This is a genomic window from Bacteroides sp. f07 (genome assembly GCF_042854785.1).
In the GTDB taxonomy this organism is placed as follows: Bacteria; Bacteroidota; Bacteroidia; order Bacteroidales; family Bacteroidaceae; genus Bacteroides.
In genome coordinates, this window is the sequence record NZ_BAABXI010000003.1 from 913216 (window position 1) to 937843 (window position 24628).

General features: G+C 38.9%; 13 protein-coding genes and 1 pseudogene. 4 read left to right on the forward strand and 10 right to left on the reverse strand.

Features of this window, described 5'->3' with window-relative positions; translation table 11 throughout:
* Positions 1–152: 152 nt before the first annotated feature.
* From ACGHVY_RS23290 to ACGHVY_RS23315, 6 genes are all read right to left on the reverse strand, one after another.
* On the reverse strand, positions 153–3116 hold the full coding sequence (locus tag ACGHVY_RS23290; protein WP_390601907.1) for a DUF4982 domain-containing protein: 2964 nt from the start codon (positions 3114–3116) through the stop codon (positions 153–155).
* 43 nt (positions 3117–3159) lie between these two features.
* On the reverse strand, positions 3160–4323 hold the full coding sequence (locus ACGHVY_RS23295) for an IS4 family transposase (RefSeq protein WP_002561845.1): 1164 nt from the start codon (positions 4321–4323) through the stop codon (positions 3160–3162).
* A 157-nt stretch (positions 4324–4480) separates the two neighbouring features.
* Positions 4481–6100 carry a RagB/SusD family nutrient uptake outer membrane protein gene (locus ACGHVY_RS23300; RefSeq protein WP_008646718.1) on the reverse strand — a complete coding sequence of 540 codons (1620 nt, stop codon included), beginning with the start codon at positions 6098–6100 and terminating at the stop codon, positions 4481–4483.
* A gap of 14 nt (positions 6101–6114) precedes the next feature.
* Positions 6115–9255 carry a TonB-dependent receptor gene (locus ACGHVY_RS23305; protein WP_008646719.1) on the reverse strand — a complete coding sequence of 1047 codons (3141 nt, stop codon included), beginning with the start codon at positions 9253–9255 and terminating at the stop codon, positions 6115–6117.
* A 125-nt stretch (positions 9256–9380) separates the two neighbouring features.
* The gene (locus ACGHVY_RS23310; RefSeq protein ID WP_004302675.1) at positions 9381–10343 is read right to left on the reverse strand and encodes a polysaccharide deacetylase family protein; all 963 of its coding nucleotides are present in this window, start codon (positions 10341–10343) and stop codon (positions 9381–9383) included.
* A gap of 15 nt (positions 10344–10358) precedes the next feature.
* Positions 10359–11873, reverse strand: coding sequence for an SGNH/GDSL hydrolase family protein (locus tag ACGHVY_RS23315; protein ID WP_390601908.1), 1515 nt, complete (start codon positions 11871–11873; stop codon positions 10359–10361).
* Between the two features lie 248 nt (positions 11874–12121).
* On the opposite strand from ACGHVY_RS23315, the gene ACGHVY_RS23320 reads away from it, so the two are divergent.
* Together ACGHVY_RS23320 and ACGHVY_RS23325 are read left to right on the forward strand one after the other, a co-directional pair.
* Positions 12122–14176 carry a glycoside hydrolase family 2 protein gene (locus ACGHVY_RS23320; RefSeq protein WP_390601909.1) on the forward strand — a complete coding sequence of 685 codons (2055 nt, stop codon included), beginning with the start codon at positions 12122–12124 and terminating at the stop codon, positions 14174–14176.
* Between the two features lie 41 nt (positions 14177–14217).
* Entirely contained in the window at positions 14218–15801 is a 1584-nt protein-coding gene (locus tag ACGHVY_RS23325; RefSeq protein WP_117512475.1) for a glycoside hydrolase family 28 protein, read from the forward strand.
* Between the two features lie 150 nt (positions 15802–15951).
* Here the strand turns inward: ACGHVY_RS23325 and ACGHVY_RS23330 are convergent, their stop codons facing one another.
* Positions 15952–18927, reverse strand: a complete 2976-nt coding sequence (locus ACGHVY_RS23330; RefSeq protein ID WP_390601910.1) for a glycoside hydrolase family 2 protein — start codon at positions 18925–18927, stop codon at positions 15952–15954.
* 35 nt (positions 18928–18962) lie between these two features.
* Positions 18963–20084 carry a glycoside hydrolase family 88 protein gene (locus ACGHVY_RS23335; RefSeq protein ID WP_390601911.1) on the reverse strand — a complete coding sequence of 374 codons (1122 nt, stop codon included), beginning with the start codon at positions 20082–20084 and terminating at the stop codon, positions 18963–18965.
* A 232-nt stretch (positions 20085–20316) separates the two neighbouring features.
* On the opposite strand from ACGHVY_RS23335, the gene ACGHVY_RS23340 reads away from it, so the two are divergent.
* Positions 20317–22245 carry a rhamnogalacturonan lyase gene (locus ACGHVY_RS23340; RefSeq protein WP_390601912.1) on the forward strand — a complete coding sequence of 643 codons (1929 nt, stop codon included), beginning with the start codon at positions 20317–20319 and terminating at the stop codon, positions 22243–22245.
* A 296-nt stretch (positions 22246–22541) separates the two neighbouring features.
* Positions 22542–22862 (forward strand): annotated as a pseudogene (locus tag ACGHVY_RS23345) (hypothetical protein); the annotation flags it as partial.
* Between the two features lie 240 nt (positions 22863–23102).
* Here ACGHVY_RS23345 and dprA read toward each other — a convergent pair.
* Entirely contained in the window at positions 23103–24227 is a 1125-nt protein-coding gene (gene dprA / locus ACGHVY_RS23350; protein ID WP_390601913.1) for a DNA-processing protein DprA, read from the reverse strand.
* A complete protein-coding gene (locus ACGHVY_RS23355) occupies positions 24220–24627 on the reverse strand; it encodes an acyl-CoA thioesterase (protein WP_390601914.1) in 408 nt (135 codons plus the stop codon). Before ACGHVY_RS23355 ends, dprA begins: the two co-directional genes overlap by 8 nt.
* Position 24628 lies beyond the last annotated feature (1 nt).

The window sequence follows — 24628 nt, forward strand, 5'->3', positions numbered from 1 at the left end:
TACAAACACAAAAAGTATATATATCTTCATTTCTCGCTATTTAAGTTAACAAATTACAACTTCCTTCCTTAAAAAAATGGCACCGTTTCAATTCTCATTAAAACGACACCATTTACTAGTCTAATCAATCTTATTACAATTTAAGCAAGATATCATTTCACATTCTCAAGAAATTCAACCTCTATAATCTTAAGATAGCGTTTTCCCTTCTGTTTGTTATCTTGTAGTTCCATTTTATTGGTCACTGTAGCTGCCACTTCCACAATTTCACCAAATGCATCACTTTCTGTAGCACTACCTTTTAAAGAGATTGTTATTTCATCTGTACGTACCGGAATAGTTTCCAAATGAATATAACCCAAACTTTTATCCGTATTTCCTTTCCAAATCAACGTTTTCCCTGCATACACCTCCAACGGATAACTATTTCTACGCCATCCCCGTAATTTCAAACAGATATCATTAATCTCTGCTACACGTTCAAGTTTATAAGTAATCCAAGCGGTTGATAACGCACCATCATTACCCCATTCACTCAGTTCATTATCATCATAACTCTTTTCTACATCTTGTGTATTAGCACCCGCTTTGGCAGAAACAATGCGTACTTCTTTTTTTGTATCTTTATAAGATGGAGTTCGAGGTGTTTCACCTTTATCAAATCTCCCTTTCAATGTATATTGAGGTAAATAAGTTCCCAAACCATCTTTTATAGTAACAGGGATTGTTTCCAATAAAACAGAAGCATCGGGAAGTCCCTTAGCTTTCGCAGTTAATATTATTTTTCCTGCTTTTGTAGTACTACGGACAAAGACACGATTTATACCACATTCAACTGGTAAATTCTTACTAAGAATATAATTATTTTCACCTTGTGCAATGCCACCACGCCATTCAGCTTCCCCTTTCAAATCAAACTTAATGATTCGATTGTCCAGTGGACAGCGCTTTCCTTCTCTATCTACAACTTCCACTTGAATTAAAGCCATGTCAGCTCCATCTGCCTGGAAACCATCGGGATTCTGTATAACTGTCAATTTCAAATTCGCAGGTTCACCCGCAGTTGCCAAAGTACAACGACTCAATTCTTTTCCTTTTTTATCATAGCTTACAGCTTCTAATTTGCCCGGTTTAAATACAACTTTATCAAAAGTAAATAAGAAATTATAATCACGATTGCCTTTACCTAAAGACTCCCCATTAAGAAACAATTCCACTTCTTCTCCTGTAGATACTACATACACAGGTTTCACTGTATCTAGCGGATAATTCCAATGACCAATTATATGAGTTTGGTGGTTTTCTGTATCTACCCAACCATTCCACATCACTTGATGAGCAAAAAAGCCATCTTTCTCAATGCGCATCGGGTCAGTCACACCACTACGACGATAATTTTCCGAACCACGATGATGGGTATTGCTATCAGAAAAGATAATTTTTGCTCCACCGGAACTAACTCGTTCCCCCGTTCCGGGACGTTCACGCCAATAATCATACCAACGACGAATTAATTCAACTGCAAACTCATCTTGATTATGATTATAACTGGTAGCTGGTTGATTGCGATGCAAAGGACCATCTCCCTCTTTATGAAACGGATAACTATATTCATCCCAATATTTTCTCAGTCCTTCATCACGACAATATTCCGTAGCCCACATCGGATGATGTTTACTCTTATTGATATACAGCATTTCTCCTCCCCATTCAGCTTCACGAATGTCTAACATCTCACGGGAACCAATAGCACGACCACCAAACGGGTCATATTTATCCCGAATAGCTTTCATATCCAGCATGTGATCTCGGCTAATCGAGTTATTACCGCATTCATAGAACAAAATACTCGGATTATTGCGATTATAAATGATCGCATCACGCATCAACTCCGTACGTTGCTCCCATTGGCGACCTTCCCTATCTTTTTCTGAGTCTCCAGCAGGCATGGCTTGAATAAGGCCAACACGGTCACATGATTCTACATCTTGTTTCCATGGTGTAACATGCATCCAACGAACAAAATTAGCATTACTTCTTACCATCAGATCATTTGAATAGTCACTAAGCCATGCCGGAACAGACATTCCTACCGAAGGCCATTCATTACTAGTACGTTGAGCATACCCTTTCATTTGTATGACACGATCATTCAACCAGATCTTTCCTTCTCCAAATCTAGTTTTACGAAAACCTGTACGCGTTGTTACTTCATCAAAGATTTGTTTCTGAGCATTTACAAGTGCAGTCTTCACCATGTAAAGATAACCGTATCCCCAACTCCAGAAATGTAAATCTCCGACTTCGGCGGCAGCTTTAACTATTCTTGTTTCTCCAGCTTTTAATGTTATATCAGAACCTCTAAAGGATTTTACAATTTTACCGTCTGCATCAATTAATGTCACCTGATAACTAAACCGACGAACTTCACGACTATCATTCTTTACCTCGGATTCCGCATGAATCTTTGCTTTACAGTCTTTTATATTTATATCAGTCGCATAAACATATACTCCTGTTGTTTTCAAGTGACTATATAATGGAAGAGTTTGATAAACGCTATCTTTTACATACAAATAAACATTTTTGGGGATACCGCCATAATTAGCATTAAAATTACGATCATTCCACTGAAATTTGGCTTTTGTTGCCACCTCACGATATTGCCAGTTATTATCAATACGTACAGCTAGCACGTTATCTCCGTCTTTCATATAAGGTGTTAAATCAAAACCTACTGCCATTACACCATTCTCATGCTTTCCCAAACGATGTCCGTTCAAATAAAAATCACCAGCCTGACGTATTCCTTCAAACTCAATAAACACTTTCCGATTGCCTCGATTTTCAATCTTAAAATGTTTACGATACCACATAACCGTATCGGTCAGTTGCTCTATCGAAACTTTGAATGCTTCATCCTCATTAAAAGCTCTCGGAAGTGTTACCTTGCTCCAATCATCATCTTTAAACTGACTTTTCTGTGCATCAGGAATATCGCCTACTTTTAAAAGCCAGTCGTTATTAAAACTATATTTTCCGCATTCCGTTGTATACCCTTTAATGGCAAATGTAAAAGTAAAGATATACAATAATATAAGAAATTTATTCTTCATACTAATTCACTAGTGTCCCGTTAAAATCGGGACGAGTTATTAATTAATCAAATAATCCCGGAATAAGGGGATTAAATTGTTCTTTGACATCATTGAAATTAGTCTTATTAAACAGCTCTTGTAAAGGCGTTTTATCTGTTAATGAGATGCTAAGAATCTGCAAGACCTCATAAGTTGAACGATTCAGTTGCATATCATATTGGACAATAGCTACTAAACAATAGGTGATGATAGCAACACTAATCTGTATTCGAACCGCATTCTCGGTAGTACCCCAGAACCTTTTTATCTTAAGGTGTTGTTTCAGCCATTTGAAGAAAAGTTCCACGAACCATCTTTTCTTATAAAGATTGGCAACATCAAGTGCAGATATGTGTTTGGCATTCGTCAGGAATGTGAATTCACGATCATCCTCTTCATCATAGAAACGGATGACTCTGAATGATTCAGGATACTTCTTTTCAGAAGTGTACCCTATCAGTTTCACTTCCGCATCTGAAAGGATATTCTTCGGCATTCTACGCTTCCATTTACAGAACTTGCATTTCAGATTAGACTTCGCTCTGACTACAAAGAAAGAACCTGTAAGATGAATCCGATAAAGTTCTTTAAACGAGTCATACGCTCTGTCAAATATATAATAAGCATTTGGCTCATAATTAATTGCGGACATTTCTGTTGAATCATGCCTGGATGCTGTAGTTACTGTATAAAAGGCTGGAAGTTGTGCTTCTATGTCATAAAGGACATGAGCCTTAACTCCACCTTTTTTCTTACGGAACTTCGCCCAAGGGAATGTAGCCAAACATAAAGGAATCGTAGTGGAATCAAACGCATACTTCCTTCCTGGAATATCCAAGATGTGAGTCGATCGTTTTTCACATGCTTCCTTCATCATATAGAAAGCAAAATCTTCGAAGATTCTGTAATCCCGATTCTGATTGGCAGATGCAAGCGTAGTTTTGGCAATGGGCTCACGACCCAATCCCAAATGATAACGCTTTCCTTGATGTGCTTCCAAAGCTACAATCAAGTCACGAAGACTTTCACGATTACTGAGTTGACCGAACATCATTGCAAGTAACTGACTCCAGCAAGTGAAATGTTTCACATAACGATTGCCATCATACTTGTCTACAAGTCTTCTGAACTTATCATTGTTCAAGAATTCTACTAACTGAGCGAAAACATATTTATCTTGGTTCATTTGAGGTCACCTTAATTGACCTCAAAGGTATGATTTCAAATCGTCGCGCCTAAAAAGTAGTATCTAATAGACTATATTTCAATTATTTCAAAGAACTATTTATCCACTTTTACGGGACAGTAATGATACTAATTCTAAATTAACAATTATATTTTAATCACTTATAAGCCTCATTCTGTTCATATAATCCTTCTTTCACTTTCATCTGTGTATCAGGAATCGGATAAAGATAAGTACCTTCTTTTACACGATCAGCATATTGAGCAACTAGAGGGCGAGTGATATTACCTTCTGAATTAGTAGCATAATGCATAAACTTGTCTTTCACGGCTTGCAAATTATTATGACGGACAAGATCATGCCAGCGAATACCCTCAAAAGCCAATTCCTTACGACGTTCTTTTTCTATACACTTCTGGAATTTATCCGGTACTTTCTCCGCATCACTTAATTCACTCAAGCCGGCACGAGTACGAATCCTATCTACCATATCTATCCCCCTATCCGTAGGCCCCACAATCTCCGCATACATTAACATGACATCTTCCAACCGAATTAATGGATAATTAATAGGGAAATAAGTACGATCTATTATTTGCCCATCAATATCAGAATATCCCAGTTCCTGTCTCTTAATCTTATGTTCCATAAATTTAATAAAGAAATCATCGCCCGAATATCTAGTAATTTGGTTTGGGTTGTCTTTATTGACAAATTTCGTTGTATCAATAGTTGCCAGACAACGTACATCCAAGTAATGTCCTTCTGCATCTTTCTCTTCCCCCAGAAGTTCTTTCAAACCATCTGCACATCCCATGCTCCATCCTGCCAATTGTACTGCGGTATATTGGGAGGGAAGTTTAGGAGTACATATACCTGCCATCGGATTACCATAATCTTTAGCTGCGATATATTGAATCTCAAATATATGATATTTATTATCATTGTCACTAATCCATATCCTCTTCCACTCATCAGCATTTTTCGCCCAAAATTTCTTTTTTGCGTCAGCGTAATCTATTACTTTCTCAAATAAGTCTTTTGCTAATTCTTTTTTACTTTCATCATATAAAGGATAACCTGCCATAGTTAAATAAACCTTGCCAAGTAAAGACTGTGCAGCTTGCAAAGTAGCGCGTCCTGTGGAAGTTGCCTTTCCCAAATAATCAGTAGGAGCATCATTTAAACTAGTTATAGCATATTCTAAATCGGGTATTATGGCTTTTTCATAAATTTCATGCGCTTCTGATTGTGGAACAGACATAGCCTCGGTAATAGTCAAAGGAGATAGAGTCAAAGGTATGCGTCCAAAATAGCGTACCAAATCAAAATAGGCCAACGCTCTTAAAAAACGCGCTTCCCCTATCATCTGTTCTTTTGTTCCTTCTATGATAAATGTTACTCCATCAACTTTTGACAGAAATACATTGGTACGATATACAATCCGGTATAATTCTTCCCATGCTCCACTTATAGTGGAAGTAATAGCCAAATTAGGATCATAGGTACTAATAGCCAAATAATCCCGTTGGGCTCCGGTATATTCACCACACCAAACATTATCAGAGCGAAGTTCCGACATTAATAACGAATATTCCGACACAGGAAGTAATCCATTATAAATCCCCATTAACGCTTGTTCCATCTCTTTGGGTGTCTTATAATAATAGTTTGTTGTACGAGTGTCTACTGGTTCTACTTCCAACCAATCACTACATGATGAAAAGAGCGATCCTAAACATAAAGCTCCACCTAATATGTATTTATACAATTCCATAATTTTCCGTTTTATTAAAATGTAACATTAACTCCCAAAGTAATCGTTCTTGGCTGAGGATAAGCTCCATAATCATAATCTGCAGTTTTACCACCATTATTAGATTCCGGAGAGAATCCCCCGTCATATTTATCCCACATCCAAACATTCTCTGCCGACATATACAAACGGGCACTGCTAAGATATTTAAACCTTTTAACGGGAATACGATAACCAAGAGTAATATTTTTTATCTTTATAAAGTCTGTACTATATAACCACCGTGAGTCATATAACGAACTTGTATTTTTATTATCAATACCTGGAGTTTTTCCATCTCCCGGTTCTTCTTCCGATCTCCACATATTCTTCCATTTAGCTAATACATTAATAGAAGCTCCCATACCTGGACGGTCCATAGCTCGGCCTAACACACTGTAAAGTTTACCACCGGTTTGAGCCGTAAGCAGAATAGACAAATCAAAATCTTTATATCTGAACGAGTTTGTGAAACCAAAAGTATAATCAGGTGACGGTTTACCTACTAATGTACGATCCTGGTCATTAATAACTCCATCATCATTAGCATCGCGATATCTCACGTCTCCCACCTGTGAGTTTGTCATGGTAGGATATTTCTTCAAATCTTCTTTAGTCTGATAAACTCCGACAGCATCATACATATAATAAGCTCTCAATGGCTGACCTACCATAAATACCTGAGTATTAGAATCACTATAACCAATAAATACAGTAGTATTATCTTCTCCCAGACTCTTTACCTCGTTTTTATTATAAGAAACGTTTAAGGATGTACTCCAATTCAGCTTCCCTGTCAAGTTCTGAGTTGTCAGTTCCAATTCAAAACCTCTATTTCCTATACTACCAATATTTCCCCAAGCTTTGGTGAATCCCATAATGGCAGGAACAGAAACTTTATACAAAAGATCTTTGGTCGTTTTATCATAATAGTCGGCAGCCAGCACAATACGGTTATTAAAGAATCCTAGGTCTATACCAATATTCCAGCTATGTGTCTTTTCCCAACCCAGTTTTTCGTTGTCAATAGAACTTGGCGCAAAGCCATTAACCAAACTTCCCAATGAGTAATTTGCACTTTCCATCAATCCTAATGCAGCACCATTAGAGATGGAATTATTACCATTCAGTCCCCAGCTTGCACGCACCTTTAATTGATTCATCACAAAATCTTTAGGCCAGAATTTCTCATTCGAGACACGGTAAGCTGCTGATACAGCAGGAAAAGTACCCCATCTATTCTCCCTGCCAAAACGCGAAGAACCATCCCGGCGAATACTCGCTGTCAATAGATAGCGATTATCGTATTCATACTGAAAACGTCCGAAATAAGAAAGTAAACGGCTAGGAGTCGTTAAAGTAGCAGATGCTCCGGTAATCGCCTGATCATTCAAAGTAAAAACTTCTAAAGAGTTATCCGCAAATTGCTTTGCAGACAAACTACTTGATGCCCCAGAAGAAGACTCCATAGAGTAACCAGCCATCAAGCCTACCGTATGCTTGCGAAAAGTTCTGTTATAATTCAATATCGTTTGGAACAAATATTTATGGGAACGTGTATCAGAACGATTTGCACTTGTATGATATCCTTCACCCACTTCCCATTTCTTCAGAACTGAGCTTGGAGTAAAGATACGTCTATGCTGACTTGAAAAAATATAAGAGCCGGTTGCTTCCAACTTTAACCCTTTCAATAAATCAATTTTCAAATAAGCAGAAGAGTTTACATTAATATTTTCCCGATGATTAACATTCTGCTCCATAAAAGCTATTGGACTCACATTGGAACTAGCCCACAAATAACTATCATAAGGCTCTGCACCCTCATATACCCCTGCTTCCGGCTCAGCTATAGGACACATAGACAAAACTTTCTGCGCCTGTTGATCTTTTCCTTCAATGCTCCCTCCTTCATTCCAAGTCATAGTCGGAGCAATATTAAATCCCATTGTGATACGATCAAACAAACGAGACTCTACATTTGCACGTAGATTCAAACGTTTATAGCTTGTTTCAATAGCAACACCTTGCTGATCAATATATCCCAACGAAAGACGGTATTTGCTATTCTTATTACCATTAGATACAGATAGTTGGTAATTCTGTATAGGAGCCAAACGAAAAAACTCATCCTGCCAGTCTATCAATGCCAAACCACCATAATTAGGCTGTGACCAACGAGGGTCATTCATGTAATAATAACTAATCTTACCACCATTCATAGCTAAACGAGTTTCCCAATCATCATTAGCAGTAGCTCCTTTTGCAGCATATTTCTCTACATATCTATAATTATTATATGCAGTACGAAAATCAATCCATTCTTCCGGACTCAAAACATCTACCCTTCTCTCCAATTGCTGAATACCATAAGATGCAGAAAAATCAACACGTACTTTATCAGACTTCGATGCAGTTTTCGTCGTTATCAAAATAACGCCATTTGCACCACGTGAACCATAGATAGCAGAAGAAGAAGCATCTTTTAACACCTCAATCGACTCAATATCGTTCGGATTAATGCTCCCCAGATTATCTACCGGAATCCCATCCAATACATATAAAGGTACCGCATCAGCATTAATCGATGCTGCTCCCCGTACACGAATCTCAAGCTCTTCTCCAGGCGCTCCACTTGTTGAACGGATTTCCACCCCTGAAAGCATACCTTGCAATGCAGAAGCAATATTCGGCGCCGGACGATTTTCAATTTTCGAAGCATCCACTTTGGACACAGAACCTGTCAGATTACCTCTCTTGGCAGAACCATACCCTATAGCTACTACCTCATCTAATTGAACCAATGATTCTGTCAATTGAACTTTATAAGTTGATTGTGCTTTCAACTGGACCTTTGCTTTATTATATCCTAAAAAAGAAATTTCCAGAGTTTTAACTGTAGATGGAAGATTTAATTCAAAAGCACCGTCCAGATTTGTAATAGTAGAACGGTTGGTACCGATAGCAACAACCGTTGCACCAATAACAGGTTCCTCATTTTCATCAATTACTGTACCCCTGATAGTACGATCATTTTGAGCCAGTAACGTAACTGATTGCAAAACAAAGACAGTTAGCAGAAAGAGAAACAAAGTTCCTCTACTTAAACAACTAATGCCGTACTCTGTGCTTTTCATACATTTCATTTTCATATTAGTAAAAACTTAATTTAAACATTCAATTTTGTGATTTTCATATTGCAAATGTAGTACAGGAACATATTTTAATTATGCAATCCAGTACAAATAGATGGTACAGAATCCTATTTTTCAATTAAACGCACCTTTATTAAACCATCATAAGGATTAAAATCAAAAATAATTTTATCCCCCAAGATATTTGCTGATAGTCGTTTTTTATTTTGGGTAACAACTACTCCTTTTACTCCTTCCTTTCTGACTATCATTGTTAATGGTTCCGCAAAAAGTTCCTTATTTAGCTTCAATTTTGGAGTAATAACCAGCACATCTTTTTTATCTGATACTTTCAGTTGTATTTCTTTCCTCTCCTTTATATAAGAAGCGATTTGCCGAAAAGTACTTATCCAAATTTTATCCTCCATATTTTTCACTTCGTCCAAATGTTCCCAAAATAATTCAGGTGACTTGAAAGCATCATATCCGTAATTAATGCCATGGGTCATGGTTACTCCCCAATCCTTGTTTTTTATTAAGTCTTCCAACCATTTTGCAAACCGTTGAGGACTTGCCTTACTTCCACCTATCGAAAATTGTTTCACACGTGTTGCCACCCTATTTTCAGAAGCTATCTGAGAAATCGTATCTGGCTTATAATTATATGGATAACAATAGGTAACAGGCATAATACCAATGTTAGCAAAAATTGCACTATCATTTTTCTCTATCTCGTCTTTAATACGAGCTAAGGGCAAACGTGACATTTTCTTATGTGACCAACTATGATTGGAAATCTCATGTCCTTTATTTGCCATTTCCTTCAATTGCATCCAAGTCATTCGAGGAACCTTTGCATCCATTCCCTGTTCCGTATAATAGCCGCATATCCAAAAAGTTCCTTTAAAACCCCGTTTTTCCAATTCTGGAAAAACGATTGTATAATGTTCTGCCAACCCATCATCAAATGTATAACTAATAGCACATATTTTATCATGTTTATATTTGGCTACATAAACCTCCCTATTTGCAGCGAATGCAGAATTAGAACAAATGATAAGGTTTAAAATAAGGAAAAAGAATATTTTCATGACTTTTCTAATTATCTATTTATCCATTATTGTACAAATTATTTTAGAGGCGACAATTTCTTGTCCAGCCCCTGCCATGTGCACTCCATCACCAGCATAATAATCAAGTATTCCTAATAACGGATGATATACATCAACCACACTAAAACCTTTTTTGGAAGCCATATACATCAATTCCGGTATCAAATTATTTAATCTCTGACTAGCTCCTTGGAACTTTAGACTAATATTTTTCTCTCTGAGAGGAGGAGGAGTTACGAAAATTAATTTTGTATCCGAACCTTTATACAGATTATGCATTTTTATCTTATTCAGAAGTTTCTCAAAATTTAGTACAACCTCATTCTGCCTGGCTTCAAATATTCTTTTTGTATCATTAGTTCCTAAACACAAAATAATATAATCATACTTTTTCTTTTCAACTTGTGCCTGATCTAAATATGAATTGATATTTTTAAGTCCATTCAATCTTTCCTTACCATTATTGTCAAACCCAATAGTACGCCCGGCTTCTGAATAATTAATTATTGTAGATTCCGGTAACATCTTCTTCAGTTGTGCAACCCACCCATCTTTTTTCTGCCCATTAGAATCACCAATAGTCAGGATATTATATTTTAGGTCTGTAATTTTATTGTAAGGTATCAAACCTAAAGCCTGAGGAATTTGATCATAATCACTCTCAAGAACTGTTAACTGTATGTTACTATACTTACGTATCAAATAGACATCATAACCAAACATCCTTCTATTCTTTTTGCTGTCAAAATTACTACGTTCACCCAATAAATCAAATATTTCGTAACAAGATATAAGGCTAGGATCATTAACCGCCTTCATCTTAATATCATCCATATTCAATATTCCATATTTTAACTCTCCAACTAATCGATTGTATATATTCAAAGACGGTGTAACAGAAAGAGAATCTTTATCTCCCCCATTCATCTTAGCATAGATAAACAATCGGGCATCTTTACGCTTTTCAATCAAACATTGATGTTCTAAAGATAAATCTACATTCAGTGCTCCCCAAACCGAAAAAGATTTCACCGGATAGTTAAGATTCATGTAGCTTGCCAATGTCGCAACGCCACCTTTTCCTGAACCTATTATATGAACATCATTGGGATTGGCATTAGTTTGTCTTAATGCATATCGAATTGCATCCTCAATATGGGCCAACATTTCAAGAATACTCACTACACTCACTTCTTGATTGACTTCTTCTAAATTCGGATGAATATAATTCCAGCCACGAGCTATAATTTCTTTGATTAAAGGATTCTTCTGTACAGAATCATTATTCCAAGTATCAAGATTCACCACCAAAGGCTGAGGACTTTTGCAAATAGTCTTATACATAAGTGCTCGCCGAATAGTGCCATCTTTAACAGAAGGAATCTCCACGTTCCTCAGTGCAGAATCCCAATTAGTCTCCACTGCATTATCACAAATCATTTTATTTTGAGCAAACATTTGTAAAAATGACAAGCCCCCCAAAAGAAATATAAACGTAATCTTTCTCATGATTATTCTATTTTTACTAGCTTTCATTATTTTAGCTCTTACTATGCAAAAGAAGCGCAAATTTATGAATACAGCCTTAATCACCATACATTTATATGTATTCCTGTTCAAAATATACCATCACCTGATTTTTGCGATTTGTTTTGCATCATAATACTTGTTTTCGTACTATATTACAGGAATAAGAGAATACAACGCCCTATATTTGCCAATAAAAATTCTGCATAATAATTATAACTTAATAATTTATGAAACACAAATTATCCACTTTATGCCTCGTTATTATCGGGCTCTTGTTCCATTCTTCTATCCTTGCAGAGAACCATCCTCGCACCTCTATTCTATTGGATAAAGGCTGGGGATATAAACCACTCACCAGTAATAAGAAAGATGCATCACTTACTCCGGTAACCCTTCCTCACACTTGGAATGCGAATTATCTGGAAGGTACCACAACATACAATCGGGAAATGATGGTATATAAACGTGATTTGGAAATTACTCCGGAAATGAAAGATAAACGACTTTTCCTCTATTTCGAAGGTGTCAATTCTGCCGCTGACATTTTCATAAATTACCGGACTGTAGGACAACATCTAGGTGGCTACACAGCTTTTTGCTTCGAAATCACAGATTTTGTACAGAATGGTAATAATGATCTGGAAGTGTGGGTAAGTAATGCATATCGTACAGACATCCTGCCAATTAGCGGAGACTTTAATATCTACGGTGGAATCCACCGTCCTTGTCATCTGATTATAACAGAAAAGAATTGCATCTCTCCTGTATTCTATGCCTCGCCAGGAGTGTTTATCCATCAGAATAGAATTACCAAGCAACAAGCCGAAATCTGTGTAGAGAGTATTCTTTCTTTAAAAGAAGTAAAATCCGGTCTGAAACTGAAAACAACCATCACAGATACTAATGGAAAAGAAGTGACCAGCAATATAACAGCAGTCAGTGAGGAGACCGTCAAACAGCCACTTACAATCACTAATCCTATTCTTTGGAATGGAAAAGAGAATCCTTATTTATACAACGTATCAGTAGAACTATATGATGGCGACAAAGTAATTGATAAAGTAACTCAAAAAACGGGATTCCGCTACTTTCATGCTGACCCGGAAAAAGGTTTCTTCCTAAACGGAAAATACCTGAACCTCTATGGTTTCTGCCGTCATGAGGATGTAAAAGGTAAAGGAAGTGCTTTACAGCAAGAAGATTATGATAAAGACATAAGCCTGATAAAAGAAGTAGGTGCGACCGCTATGCGTTTGGCACATTATCCACACGCAGAACCCATGTACGACTTATGCGATCAAAACGGAATTATATTATGGACAGAAATCCCGATGTGCGGTCCCGGCGGATATGCATATACCGGCTATTTACACAATAAAGGATTCGAGGATAACGCCAAGCAATCCCTGAAAGAACTGGTATATCAAAAATTCAATCACCCTTCTATTTGTTTTTGGGGAATATTCAATGAGCTATTGATTACCGACAATAAGAAATTTCAAGAATATGATAATCCGGTTCCTTTTGTTAGAGAAATTAATGAATTGTATAAAAAATTGGATCCGTCCCGTCTGACTGCTTTTGCAACTTGTGTAGACCAAACTAATTATCTGGGTTGTTCCGATCTTATTGCTTGGAATAAATATTTCGGTTGGAAAACCTCTCAACAATCTGCCGAAAAGTTTTTTGATGATGTAAAAAAGAACTCTAATAACCAGCCAGTGGGAGTATCGGAATATGGAGCCGGCGCCAGTATCCATCAACACGCATGTCCCCTCGACCATGATACCCAACGTCCTAAAAGAGAACATCCTGAAGAATATCAGGCAATCTGTCACGAAGGTTATTGGACAGCATTTACCGAACGCCCCTATTTATGGGCTAAGTTTATTTGGCAATTCGCAGATGCACAATCCTCTATCCGACAGGAAGGAGATACAGATGGTATTAACGACAAAGGTACTATTACCTATGATCGCAAAGTAAAAAAAGATGTCTTCTACTTTTATAAAGCGAACTGGAATTCGGAACCGATGCTCTACATTTGTAGCCGTAGATTCACCGAACGTACTAATCCAAACACGTTAGTCAAAGTATATAGCAACCTAAATGAGGCAACTCTGTATCTTAATGACAAAAAAATCGGTAAACAGAAAAAAGATAAGATTAACCGGATCATATGGGATAATATAACCCTTTCTCCCGGAGAAAATGTCATTCGTGTAGAAGGGAAGTCCGGAAAAGAAATATTGAATGATACTTGTATATGGACACTTAAATAAACTTCTTGATAGTTATGAGAATTTATAAACCGTATTTATTAATGGCTTTGACACTTCCCTTTTTGTCAGTCTCTTGTCAGCCTCAAGTCGAATCTGCAAAGATTGTAACTATAGATAAGGTAGGCGCCATTGCCATGCCGGAAGAAATTGCCCCTATTGGCAAAATACCGTTTCAGATGCCTGATCTTAAAAGGCCTGTCTTTCCTGAATTGACAGTCAACATATCAGATAAGGGAGCCAAAGCAGATGAACCTATCACTCTTATTGTCAATCAAACGATCATGGACGTTCACAATCGAGGGGGGGGGACTGTCGTCATCCCCAAAGGGAAATGGAAATCAGGGCGTATTGTGCTAAAAAGCAATGTGAACCTCCACTTAGAAGACGAAGCCGAAATAGAATTTCCCGGAACTGTAGAAAGTTATTTACCTGCAGTGTTCACTCGCCACGAAGGAATTGAAATTATGGGAGCCGGGGCATTCATCTATGCAAACGGAGAAAATAATATAGCTGTGACCGGCAAGGGCATTATTTATGGTCCAGCTATGAATGCGGAGATCAGACAACTACCTAATGGAAATACTGTAGTTGAAAATGACATATCGTCAACCACTCCGGTAGCGCAACGAATATTTGACGGTATGAACGGAAGGGGATTCTATCGCCCAAAAACAATCTCGCCCATTAACTGTACTAATGTATTGGTTGAAGGTATTACTATGGAACGCAGCGCATTCTGGAACATCTGTCCGATTTACTGTGAAAATGTAATAATCCGTGGTATTACTGTAAATTCGATTGGAGTTCCCAGTGGCGATGGTATCGACATTGAATCCTGTAAGAATGTACTGATAGAATACTCCACACTCAATTGTGGAGATGATTGCTTCACTTTAAAAGCCGGACGCGCTGAGGATGGACTACGTGTAGGTAAGGCTACCGAGAATGTCGTAATCCGCTATTCATTGGCCAAAGACGGACATGGTGGCATTACTTGTGGAAGTGAAACTGCAGGTGGAATAGAGAATATTTACCTACATGACTGTGTGTTCGATGGAACACAAGTAGGAATACGGTTTAAAACCCGCCGCAATCGAGCCGGAGGAGTATCTGATATTCTATATGAAAATATACGCATGACGAATGTAGGAGAAGCTTTTAAGTGGGATTTGCTTGGCAGCAAACGATATATGGGAGAATTGGCCAGTCGCATTCCACCAAGAGCTGTGAACAGACTGACTCCTGTCATAAAAGATATAAAGATAAGGAACTTTATTGTAGAATCAGCCCATAAAGTATTAAGCATCAATGGCATTCCGGAAGTACCCTGTAGCAATATTCTTATTGAGAACGGCAAAATCAACAGTCAAGAACTCATTACTGCAATGAATGATGTTAACGGATTTATCTTACGTAATCTGGAAATCAACTCACAAGATAATAAAATTAGTATTTTGGACGGACAAAATATCCTATTCGACAATGTACTTTTTACAGTTCCAGCGGGAGAATTATATACCAACATTAGAGGTGAAAAATCTAGAAATATTGTTTATCAAGACGAGAAATCAAAAATAATATGTACACATGAAAAAACAATAAAGGTAAAACAACTTACTCATTAATTAAGATATTCCCCTCTCTTATCAGTTTTCAATAGGTAAGGGCTTCTCAAACAAAATGAGGAGCCCTTTTTATTAGTCTTCAAAGAATAAACCCCAACCAATTCAAATTAAAGAACTAGCCGGGGCAACCTTAAACAAACACAATCCTATTTATTTCTTTAGTGTTTCCAAAAATTCAACTTCCACTATTCTCAATTCATTATTTGTTTTTTCACCGCCTTTTACCCTAAGAAGGTCAAGATCACCAGCATTAGGCTCAACAACTTCCACTATTTGTCCGAAAGCATCCGATTCTTTTGCCTCTCCCTTCAACTTGATAGTTATTTTATCCGTTCGTACAGGCTTGACAGATAGATGAATATACCCCAAACTCTTTTCCGTATTTCCACTCCAAACAAGTTTATCATCTGCAAAAATCTCCAAAGGATAAGAACGTTTCCGCCAACCAGTCAATTTAATGCAAATATCATCTATTTCTGCTTTTCTCTCCAAATGATAAGTAATCCATGCCGTACTCAATTTTCCATCATTTTTCCATTCACTTAATTCGTTACTATCATAACTATAAATAGCCTGTTCACTATTTATTCCGGCAATAGCGGATTTTATTCCTACGTCTACTTTTAAGTCCTGATAAGAAGGAGTCAACGGGGTTTCACCACGGTCAAACCGACTAATCAACTTTTCACTTGGAAAAAACGTGCTAAGTCCGTCCTTTACTTCAACAGGATTAGAGGTTAATGATAGCTCTGCTGAAGGTAAACCAGCTGTCGTAGCCCTTACCATGATATTACCCGCCTGTTCAGTCGAACGAATCAAAGTTCTTGTTATACCACACTCGACAGGAAGCTCTTTAGCCAATACATAATTGTCTGTAGCTTGCGCAATGCCTCCACGCCATTCGGCAGGTCCTTGCAAATCAAATTTAATCATATTATCAGCAAGCGGACATCTATCACCATTCGCATCTACAACCTCAACCTGCAGTATAGCCAAGTCAGCCCCATCTGCAAAAAGTCCCTTTGGTCCATGCATAAATGTGAGTTTCAGATGATGAGGTTCTCCTATCGTTTTTATAGAATAACGGCTCAATTCTTTGTTATTCTCGCCATAGCTCACTGCTTCAATTATTCCTTTCTCCCACTGGACAGAATCAAACGTAAATAAAAAACGATAATCCTGTTTGCCGAAGCCCTTTGATTTACCATTTACAAATAATTCTACTTTATCACCTGAAGAAACCACATACACAGGTTTAGTCACTTTAGATGTATAATTCCAGTGACCAATGATATATGTATGTTCCTTTTCCGTATCAACCCAACCGTCCCACATGGCTTTATGAGCAAAAAATCCATCTTTAGGTATTCTCAACGGATCCACGACTCCACTCCGGCGATAATTTTCTTCACCACGACTATGCGTCTGTGTGTCCGAGAAAATAATTTTAGCACCACCGGAGCTAACTCTCCTTCCGGTACCCGGCCGTTCACGCCAATAATCATACCAACGCCGAATCAATTCTACAGCAAACATATCTTGATTATGATTATAGGCACTTGCATCCTGCCCTCTATACAAAGGTCCTGCTCCTTCCTTATGAAAAGGATAGCTATATTCATCCCAATACTTACGCAGACCTTCATCACGACAATATTCGGTGGCAAACATCGGATGATGCTCACTCTTATTTATATAAAGCATTTCACCGCCCCATTCAGCTTCACGGATATCCAGCATCTCACGAGAACCTATTGCTCTTCCCCCATAAGGATCGTACATATCACGAATAGCTATCATTTCAAGCATATGTTCACGACTTATAGACTCATTACCTGATTCGTAAAACAATATACTCGGATTATTCTTAAAGTAGATGATAGCATCACGCATTAGCTCCAAACGCTGTCCCCACCAACGGCCAACGGCATCTTTTTCTGCATCTCCGGCAGGCATTACCTGTATCACTCCTACTCTGTCACATGATTCAACATCTTGCTTCCAAGGTGTAACATGCATCCATCTAAAGAAATTCGCATTATGCTCAATCAACAAGCCATTAGAATAGTCACTCATCCAAGGTGGTACCGATATGCCTACTCCCGGCCATTCATTACTTGTACGCTGGGCGTATCCTTTCATTTGCAAAACCCGGTCATTCAGCCATATCTTTCCGCCACTAAAACGAGTCTTTCTGAAACCTGTTTTAGTTACTACTTCGTCAACAATCCTGTTATCCACTATCAACCTTGTCTTTACATCATAAAGATAACCATATCCCCAACTCCAGAAATGCAGATTTTCCAATTCTTTGGCAGCTTTTAGCTTTACTGTCTCTTTAGATTTTACTATCACCGGAGCACTTTTAAAAGTACTTACCCAATTGCCGTCGTAATCATATACACATACTTCATAGCTTACATTGCACGATTTATCATATTCGTTACGTACTTCAGATTCTGCATTAACAAATGCTTTACGGCTCTTAGTACATATATCTGTCGCATAGATATACACTCCTGTCGTTCGTAAGTTACTATACAAAGGTAATGTTTGGTATAACTTATCCGTGATATGCAGCCATACGTTTTTAGGAATACCTCCGTAATTAACATTAAAGTTATTGTCGTTCCATTGATATCGACTGCCGGTAGCCCGCCCCTTATACTTCCAATCATTATCAGTACGTACAGCTATTACATTCTCCCCAGTAAAATTCAAATACGGTGTCAGATCAAAGCCTACAGCCATTACTCCATTTTCATGTAGCCCAATATGTTTACCATTCAAATAAAAATCGGCTCCCTGACGTACTCCTTCAAACTCTATAAATACTTTTTTCCCCTTGGCTGTTTTCGGTAGCTTAAAATGTTTACGATACCAGGAAACGGTATCTGTCATTTCTTTAATAGCAACTTTAAAAGCCTCATCTTCATTAAAAGCGCGAGGCAGAGTTATTTTCTTCCAATCCTTATCAGTAAAAAATAACTTTTCTCCTCCCTGAACATCACCAATATGCAATAACCATTGAGAATTAAAATTGTATTTCTCTCTATTATTAGCCCCCAGTAGCATAGGTATCAGCAGTAAGAGAAATAATAACTTCAAAACTTTAAATCTTCCCATACTTCAAAATATCAATGTTTTATCAAGTTTTATCATCAATCTATTTTATACACCTCCGTACCAGCCAGCAAGAAGCATCCTACTCCGTAATCTTCAAAATCAGGAACGCTCTTGTAAGTTACCGGCTGACTGTCTTTAGGCTCTTTGCCACTACCCTGCACGAATCCCAAGAAACCATTCGGATGTACAGCCTCTTTCACAATAGCATTCCATGCTTTTACAATGACAGGCATATATTCTTTTTTATCCAATAATCCATTGCGCACTCCCCATGCCATGCCATAAACAAATAAGGAGGTTCCTGATGTCTCCTTCCCCCCATAATTGGATTCATCATGCAAACTTACATTCCAGAAGCCGTCTGTGCGCTGACAAGCCTTCAACGCTTTACTCATTGACAGGAAATCTTTTATATAATCCATACGATGTGTATCATTCTCCGGAACCTCATTCAGGACTCTCACCAATGCGGCATATACCCATCCGTTTCCTCGGCTCCAAAAGCAATTCTTTCCGTTAGGCTCTTTATAAGGAGGAACGAAATTAGCGTCTCTCCACCACAGTCCCTCTTTTTGATTAAACAGTCCATTGCCTATCTCATTACGGGAGCAAGAATACATCTGCCACATTTTATCATAGTATTTCTGTTCGCCTGTCAGCCTGCCTAACTGGGCAAGAACAGGCATCCCCATCTGTATCGCGTCAATCCAAGTCCAGTCGTCCACTTGAGGAGTATTTACCAGCATATCCATTGAAGCTTTGATATTCTTTATTTTCGCCGGATCGGGAGAAATCTTATAAAGTTCGATATAAGCCTGTCCGCAACAATGGTCGTCTGCATTACGCGTAATGTTACTGCCACGTAATCCCCACTTATGGAAATCCGCCCAGCCATATGCATAATCATAATAATCCGAACGGGGATAAATGGTATGCAGCGCCATTAGCCCTTCATAATATACCCCGCGAGTCCAGATATTACTGGGCCTGAATTTTCTCACATAGCTGGGTCGGGTAAAATCAGCATGCTTTTTCATAAAATAATCATTGACTTTCACCAATGTTTTCAGTGTTTCTTTCCGGTCGGGAAGAGACTGTGCCGAAAGGATGTTCCATCCGGCAAATAAGGTTACAACGAGTAGTAGTAGTCTTTTCATGGATATAATTTTAATAATACATTAATTAGTTTGCAACAAATGTAAGACGAAAACTTCTGTACCGGATGTATCATAATACTATTCCATTGACTACAATTCAAACCTGCAAAATACAGAGAGACATAAGAAGTTTACCTCCGTTTTTTCCATGTTTTTGTATCTTTGTACATCAATTACGGATGGAAAATGCCTTCCTTTGCCTATCAATTATAAATAATTAATTAACTGCAAAATGAAGAACATAGTACTTTTTTCAGTTTTGGTTTTCAGTCTCCTCATAGAAGGAACAGTGACTCCGGCCTATGGAATGAAAAGGCAAATGGAAGCTTTAGACAGAGGATTAGTAGCTGTGAAAACTGAAAACGGAGTTTTCATCAGTTGGCGTGTATTGGGTAACGAAAAGAATGTAGCGTTCAATGTCTATAAAAACGGAAAGTTATTCAAATCTGTATCTGCCGGACAGGCAACTAACCTGACCGACAAATCGGGGAATATAGAAGACAGGTATGTAGTAAAAGCGGTTGTAAAAGGTAAGGAAACAGGTACTTCCAAAGAGGTGAAACCTTGGGAACAGGAATTCCTGACTATACAACTAAACCGTCCGGAGAAAGGAATTACCCCACCATGCATCGCCTTGAATCGTTCGAACGGAACTGCCCAAGAATATCCGGAGGGACAAGAATATACCTATGTTCCGGGAGATTGCAGCATAGGAGACTTGGACGGGGACGGTGAATATGAGATTATAGTAAAATGGAACCCTTCCAACCAGACTGATAATTCTTATTCCGGAATTACAGGTCCTGTCTATCTGGATGCTTATAAATTGGACGGAAAGCATCTATGGAGAATTAATCTCGGAAAAAACATCCGTGCCGGTTCACATTATACGCAATTCATGGTATATGACTTCGATGGCGACGGCAAAGCAGAGCTAATCTGCAAAACAGCTCCCGGAACTGTGGACGGAAAAGGAAAGAAGATTGTTCTTGGTACGGATGATCCGGATAAAGACTGGCGGAACCTGGAAATGAACAAAAAAACATGCGGCTATGTATTACAAGGACCTGAGTATCTTACCGTTTTCAGTGGAGAAACCGGAGAGGAGCTGCATACTGTTCCGTATGAGGTGGAGCGTGGAGAAGTGAGCTCCTGGGGAGATAGTTACGGGAATCGCGTAGACCGGTTTCTAGCCTGTGTCGCCTATTTGGACGGAACACGCCCAAGCGTTGTCATGTGCCGCGGATATTATGCGAAAACGACTTTGGTAGCTTATGACTTTGCTAAAGGAAAGCTGATGAAACGGTGGATACATATCTCTGATACAGAAGGAGAAGGAGCTTACGGGCAGGGTAATCATAATCTGTCTGTGGCAGACGTTGACGGGGACGGTTGTGATGAAATCATTTACGGCTCTTGTGTGATAAATAATGATGGGACTGTGCTTTATCGTACCGGACTGGGACATGGTGATGCCATGCATGTAGCCAATCTGGATCCTGACCGGCCGGGCTATCAGGTATGGGAAGTACACGAAGAAAAAGAGGCCTGGCAGACTTATGGCTACGAAATGCATGATGCACGAACCGGAGAAATTCTTTGGGGTGGTCCCACTAAAGGAGATAACGGACGCGGACTAGCCGCAGATATTGACCCTAATCACCGAGGATTTGAGATGTGGAGTTCAGGAGCACCGGGTGTTTATAATTGCAAAGGGGAGAAAATTGCAGACAGAAAACCATCTATCAGTTTCCGCATCTATTGGGATGGTGACTTGCAAGACGAAATTCTGAATAAAAATGTCATAACCAAATGGAATGGCTGGAAACCCGTAACATTACACACTTTTACAGGAGCCCGACATACCAGCGGCAGTAAAGCCGTTCCTAACATCAGTGCGGATATTTTGGGAGACTGGCGGGAAGAAGTTGTACTCTGTGATGCTGAAGACCCGAGCAAACTACACATTTATACCACTACTATCCCTACTGAACATCGCCTGTATACACTAATGCACGACCCTATGTACCGCTTAGGAATCGCCTGGCAAAATGTAGGTTATAATCAGCCACCGCATTTGGGCTTCTACATCGGGGACGGAGTGAAGAATATTCCATGGCCGGAGATGTACACACCGAAGTCCGACCGGTTTGGCAGATAAATAAAATCAGAAAAAAAGCAAGATATATAAGCATCTAATATTCAAGATAATATAAATCTGATTTTTTCCATTAAAAGGAACACCCCGTTGGTTTTAAACCAAGGCAGCCTTCATTTTAAACCAACGAGGTGATGATTTTTCATCCTCTTTTCATGTCTGTTTTCTAATATTTATCTATCATTGCCCCCAAATAGAAGTGTGCAAAGAAGTTATGGAATGTTTGTTTGGAGAAGTAACAAAAAGACCCTACCTTTATTTGTATTCAAAGAAAACCTCAATAAAGGCATAAATTATCGAAGAATAAGACCAAACTTACCATCCCCAACCAAGTAGTCCGCGAACAAATCTACACCTATCTGCTGAGTACTTATGACGAAGCCGAACTTAGCTTCAGCAGTTACGAGAAGAACGAACTGACCAGCGCCCTTGCTTATGACGGCTCTTGGAAAGCCTATTTCGGTTATATTGCCAACTGCCTGAAACGTTACACTTCCCAGCGTGACAAACAGAAAGGTGAGTTTTTCGTCCACGGCTTCACGCTTGCCATGACCGCACAGCTTCATAAAATTGTGGTGGTGTATAAAGGAACGGATATGCCGGTATGTGAAGAAATTTAAAGCAACCTTAGTAATAAAGCCATACAGAATCTCGAACATCACTGGGAATAGAAGCACATTGTGCCCGTTAACAGTGAAAATCCGTAAAAGAATTCAAAAGAGAAACAAATACGGTAAAATGATTTGGAAAAAACAAGATGAAGACTTATATTTGTCATGTGATTTTTTTCATAGTATTAGATTTAAGGTTAACAAAGGTTGGAGCAAGGCGTTGCTCCTTTTTTTATGCCTATATACGGACTAAGCCAATAATTGATACATCCCCCCTGCCAATACACGAACCACTCCTTTCATCTCCAGTTCGAAAAGAATAGCATTTATCTTATGCACGGGAATATCCGCTTCCACCACCAGAGAATTAATTTGCAAATTTCCCCGTTTCTCCAGGATAGTGACTATTTTCTGCTCTTCATCGGACAGTTCGAGGAAAAGGCTACGTTGTATATTTACTTTTTCCGAAGGGATTACTGACATATCCCAGCCCATTGCTTTCACAAAATCTTCGGCTGATAATAGCAAAGAAGCTCTGTTTTCTCTGATTAACAAGTTACATCCTTTTGAATATTCATCATTCACACGACCGGGAAAAGCAAAACAATCGCGATGATAACTTTCGGCAAGTTCGGCAGTAATCAGCGAACCGCCTTTCTCTGCTGATTCAATGACAATTGTAGCATCACACATACCGGCGACAATACGGTTACGGCTGACAAAGTTATGACGGTCGGGATTGGTGCCGGACATAAACTCGGTTAGCAGCCCGCCGCTTTCAAGCATATCGACAGCCGTTTTTCGATGAACATAAGGATAGATACGGTCCAAACCATGTGCAAGGACACCTACCGTAGGCAGTTCATTAGCCAACGCTTCGCGGTGCGCATGGATATCAATCCCATAAGCAAGCCCGCTGACCACCAGCACATCAGGACAAAGCGTTTTCAGATCCCGCAAGAAGGAGGCGCAGATCTGGGTCCCATAATCCGTGGCATTACGGGTTCCTACCATGTTTATTACATGAAGGGAATTTAAATCGGTATTTCCTTTAAAGAAAAGAACGACAGGGGCGTCCTCACACTCCCGCAAACGGGAAGGATAAGCCTCGTCATGAAAAGTAAGACATGAAATCCGGTTCTTCCGGATAAATTCATATTCCTGCCTCGCACGAGCAATAGCCTCTGGACAATCCAACGCTTCCACTACCCGCCGGCTTACTTCAGGAATACGTTCCGGCAGATCTTTGCGCAGGCGGAATACATCAACGGCATTGCCCATCCCGCTTATAAGATGTTTCGCTCCAATGTGCCCGATGCCGGGCACCATTGTCAAAGCGATGCTATAAATTTGTTCTTCTTCGGAGCTATTCATTCAGGTAAGGTGCAAAGACGTTATCAAACAATTCGCTGTCACTCAAACGTCCGTTTACCACACATACCGTCTCAACAGTGGATTTCACTACTACTTTATTATCACTTTTGCGGAAGATGTCCTGATAGAATACATACTTGATGCCTTCTTTCTTCATATATAACTTGGATACAAACTCGTCCCCACTCTTCAACGGAGTTTTGAAAGCCATATTGATGCGCGCCACTACCGGGTCTACGCCCTGCTCATGAAGCGCCGCAAAACTTACACCGACTGAGGTCAGAAACTCATGGCGGGTATGTTCCAGGTAATGCTGATAATTGGCATTATTCACGATGCCCTGCAGGTCGCATTCGTAATCGCGCACCTTCATTTCCAATTCATAGATATATTGTGCCATC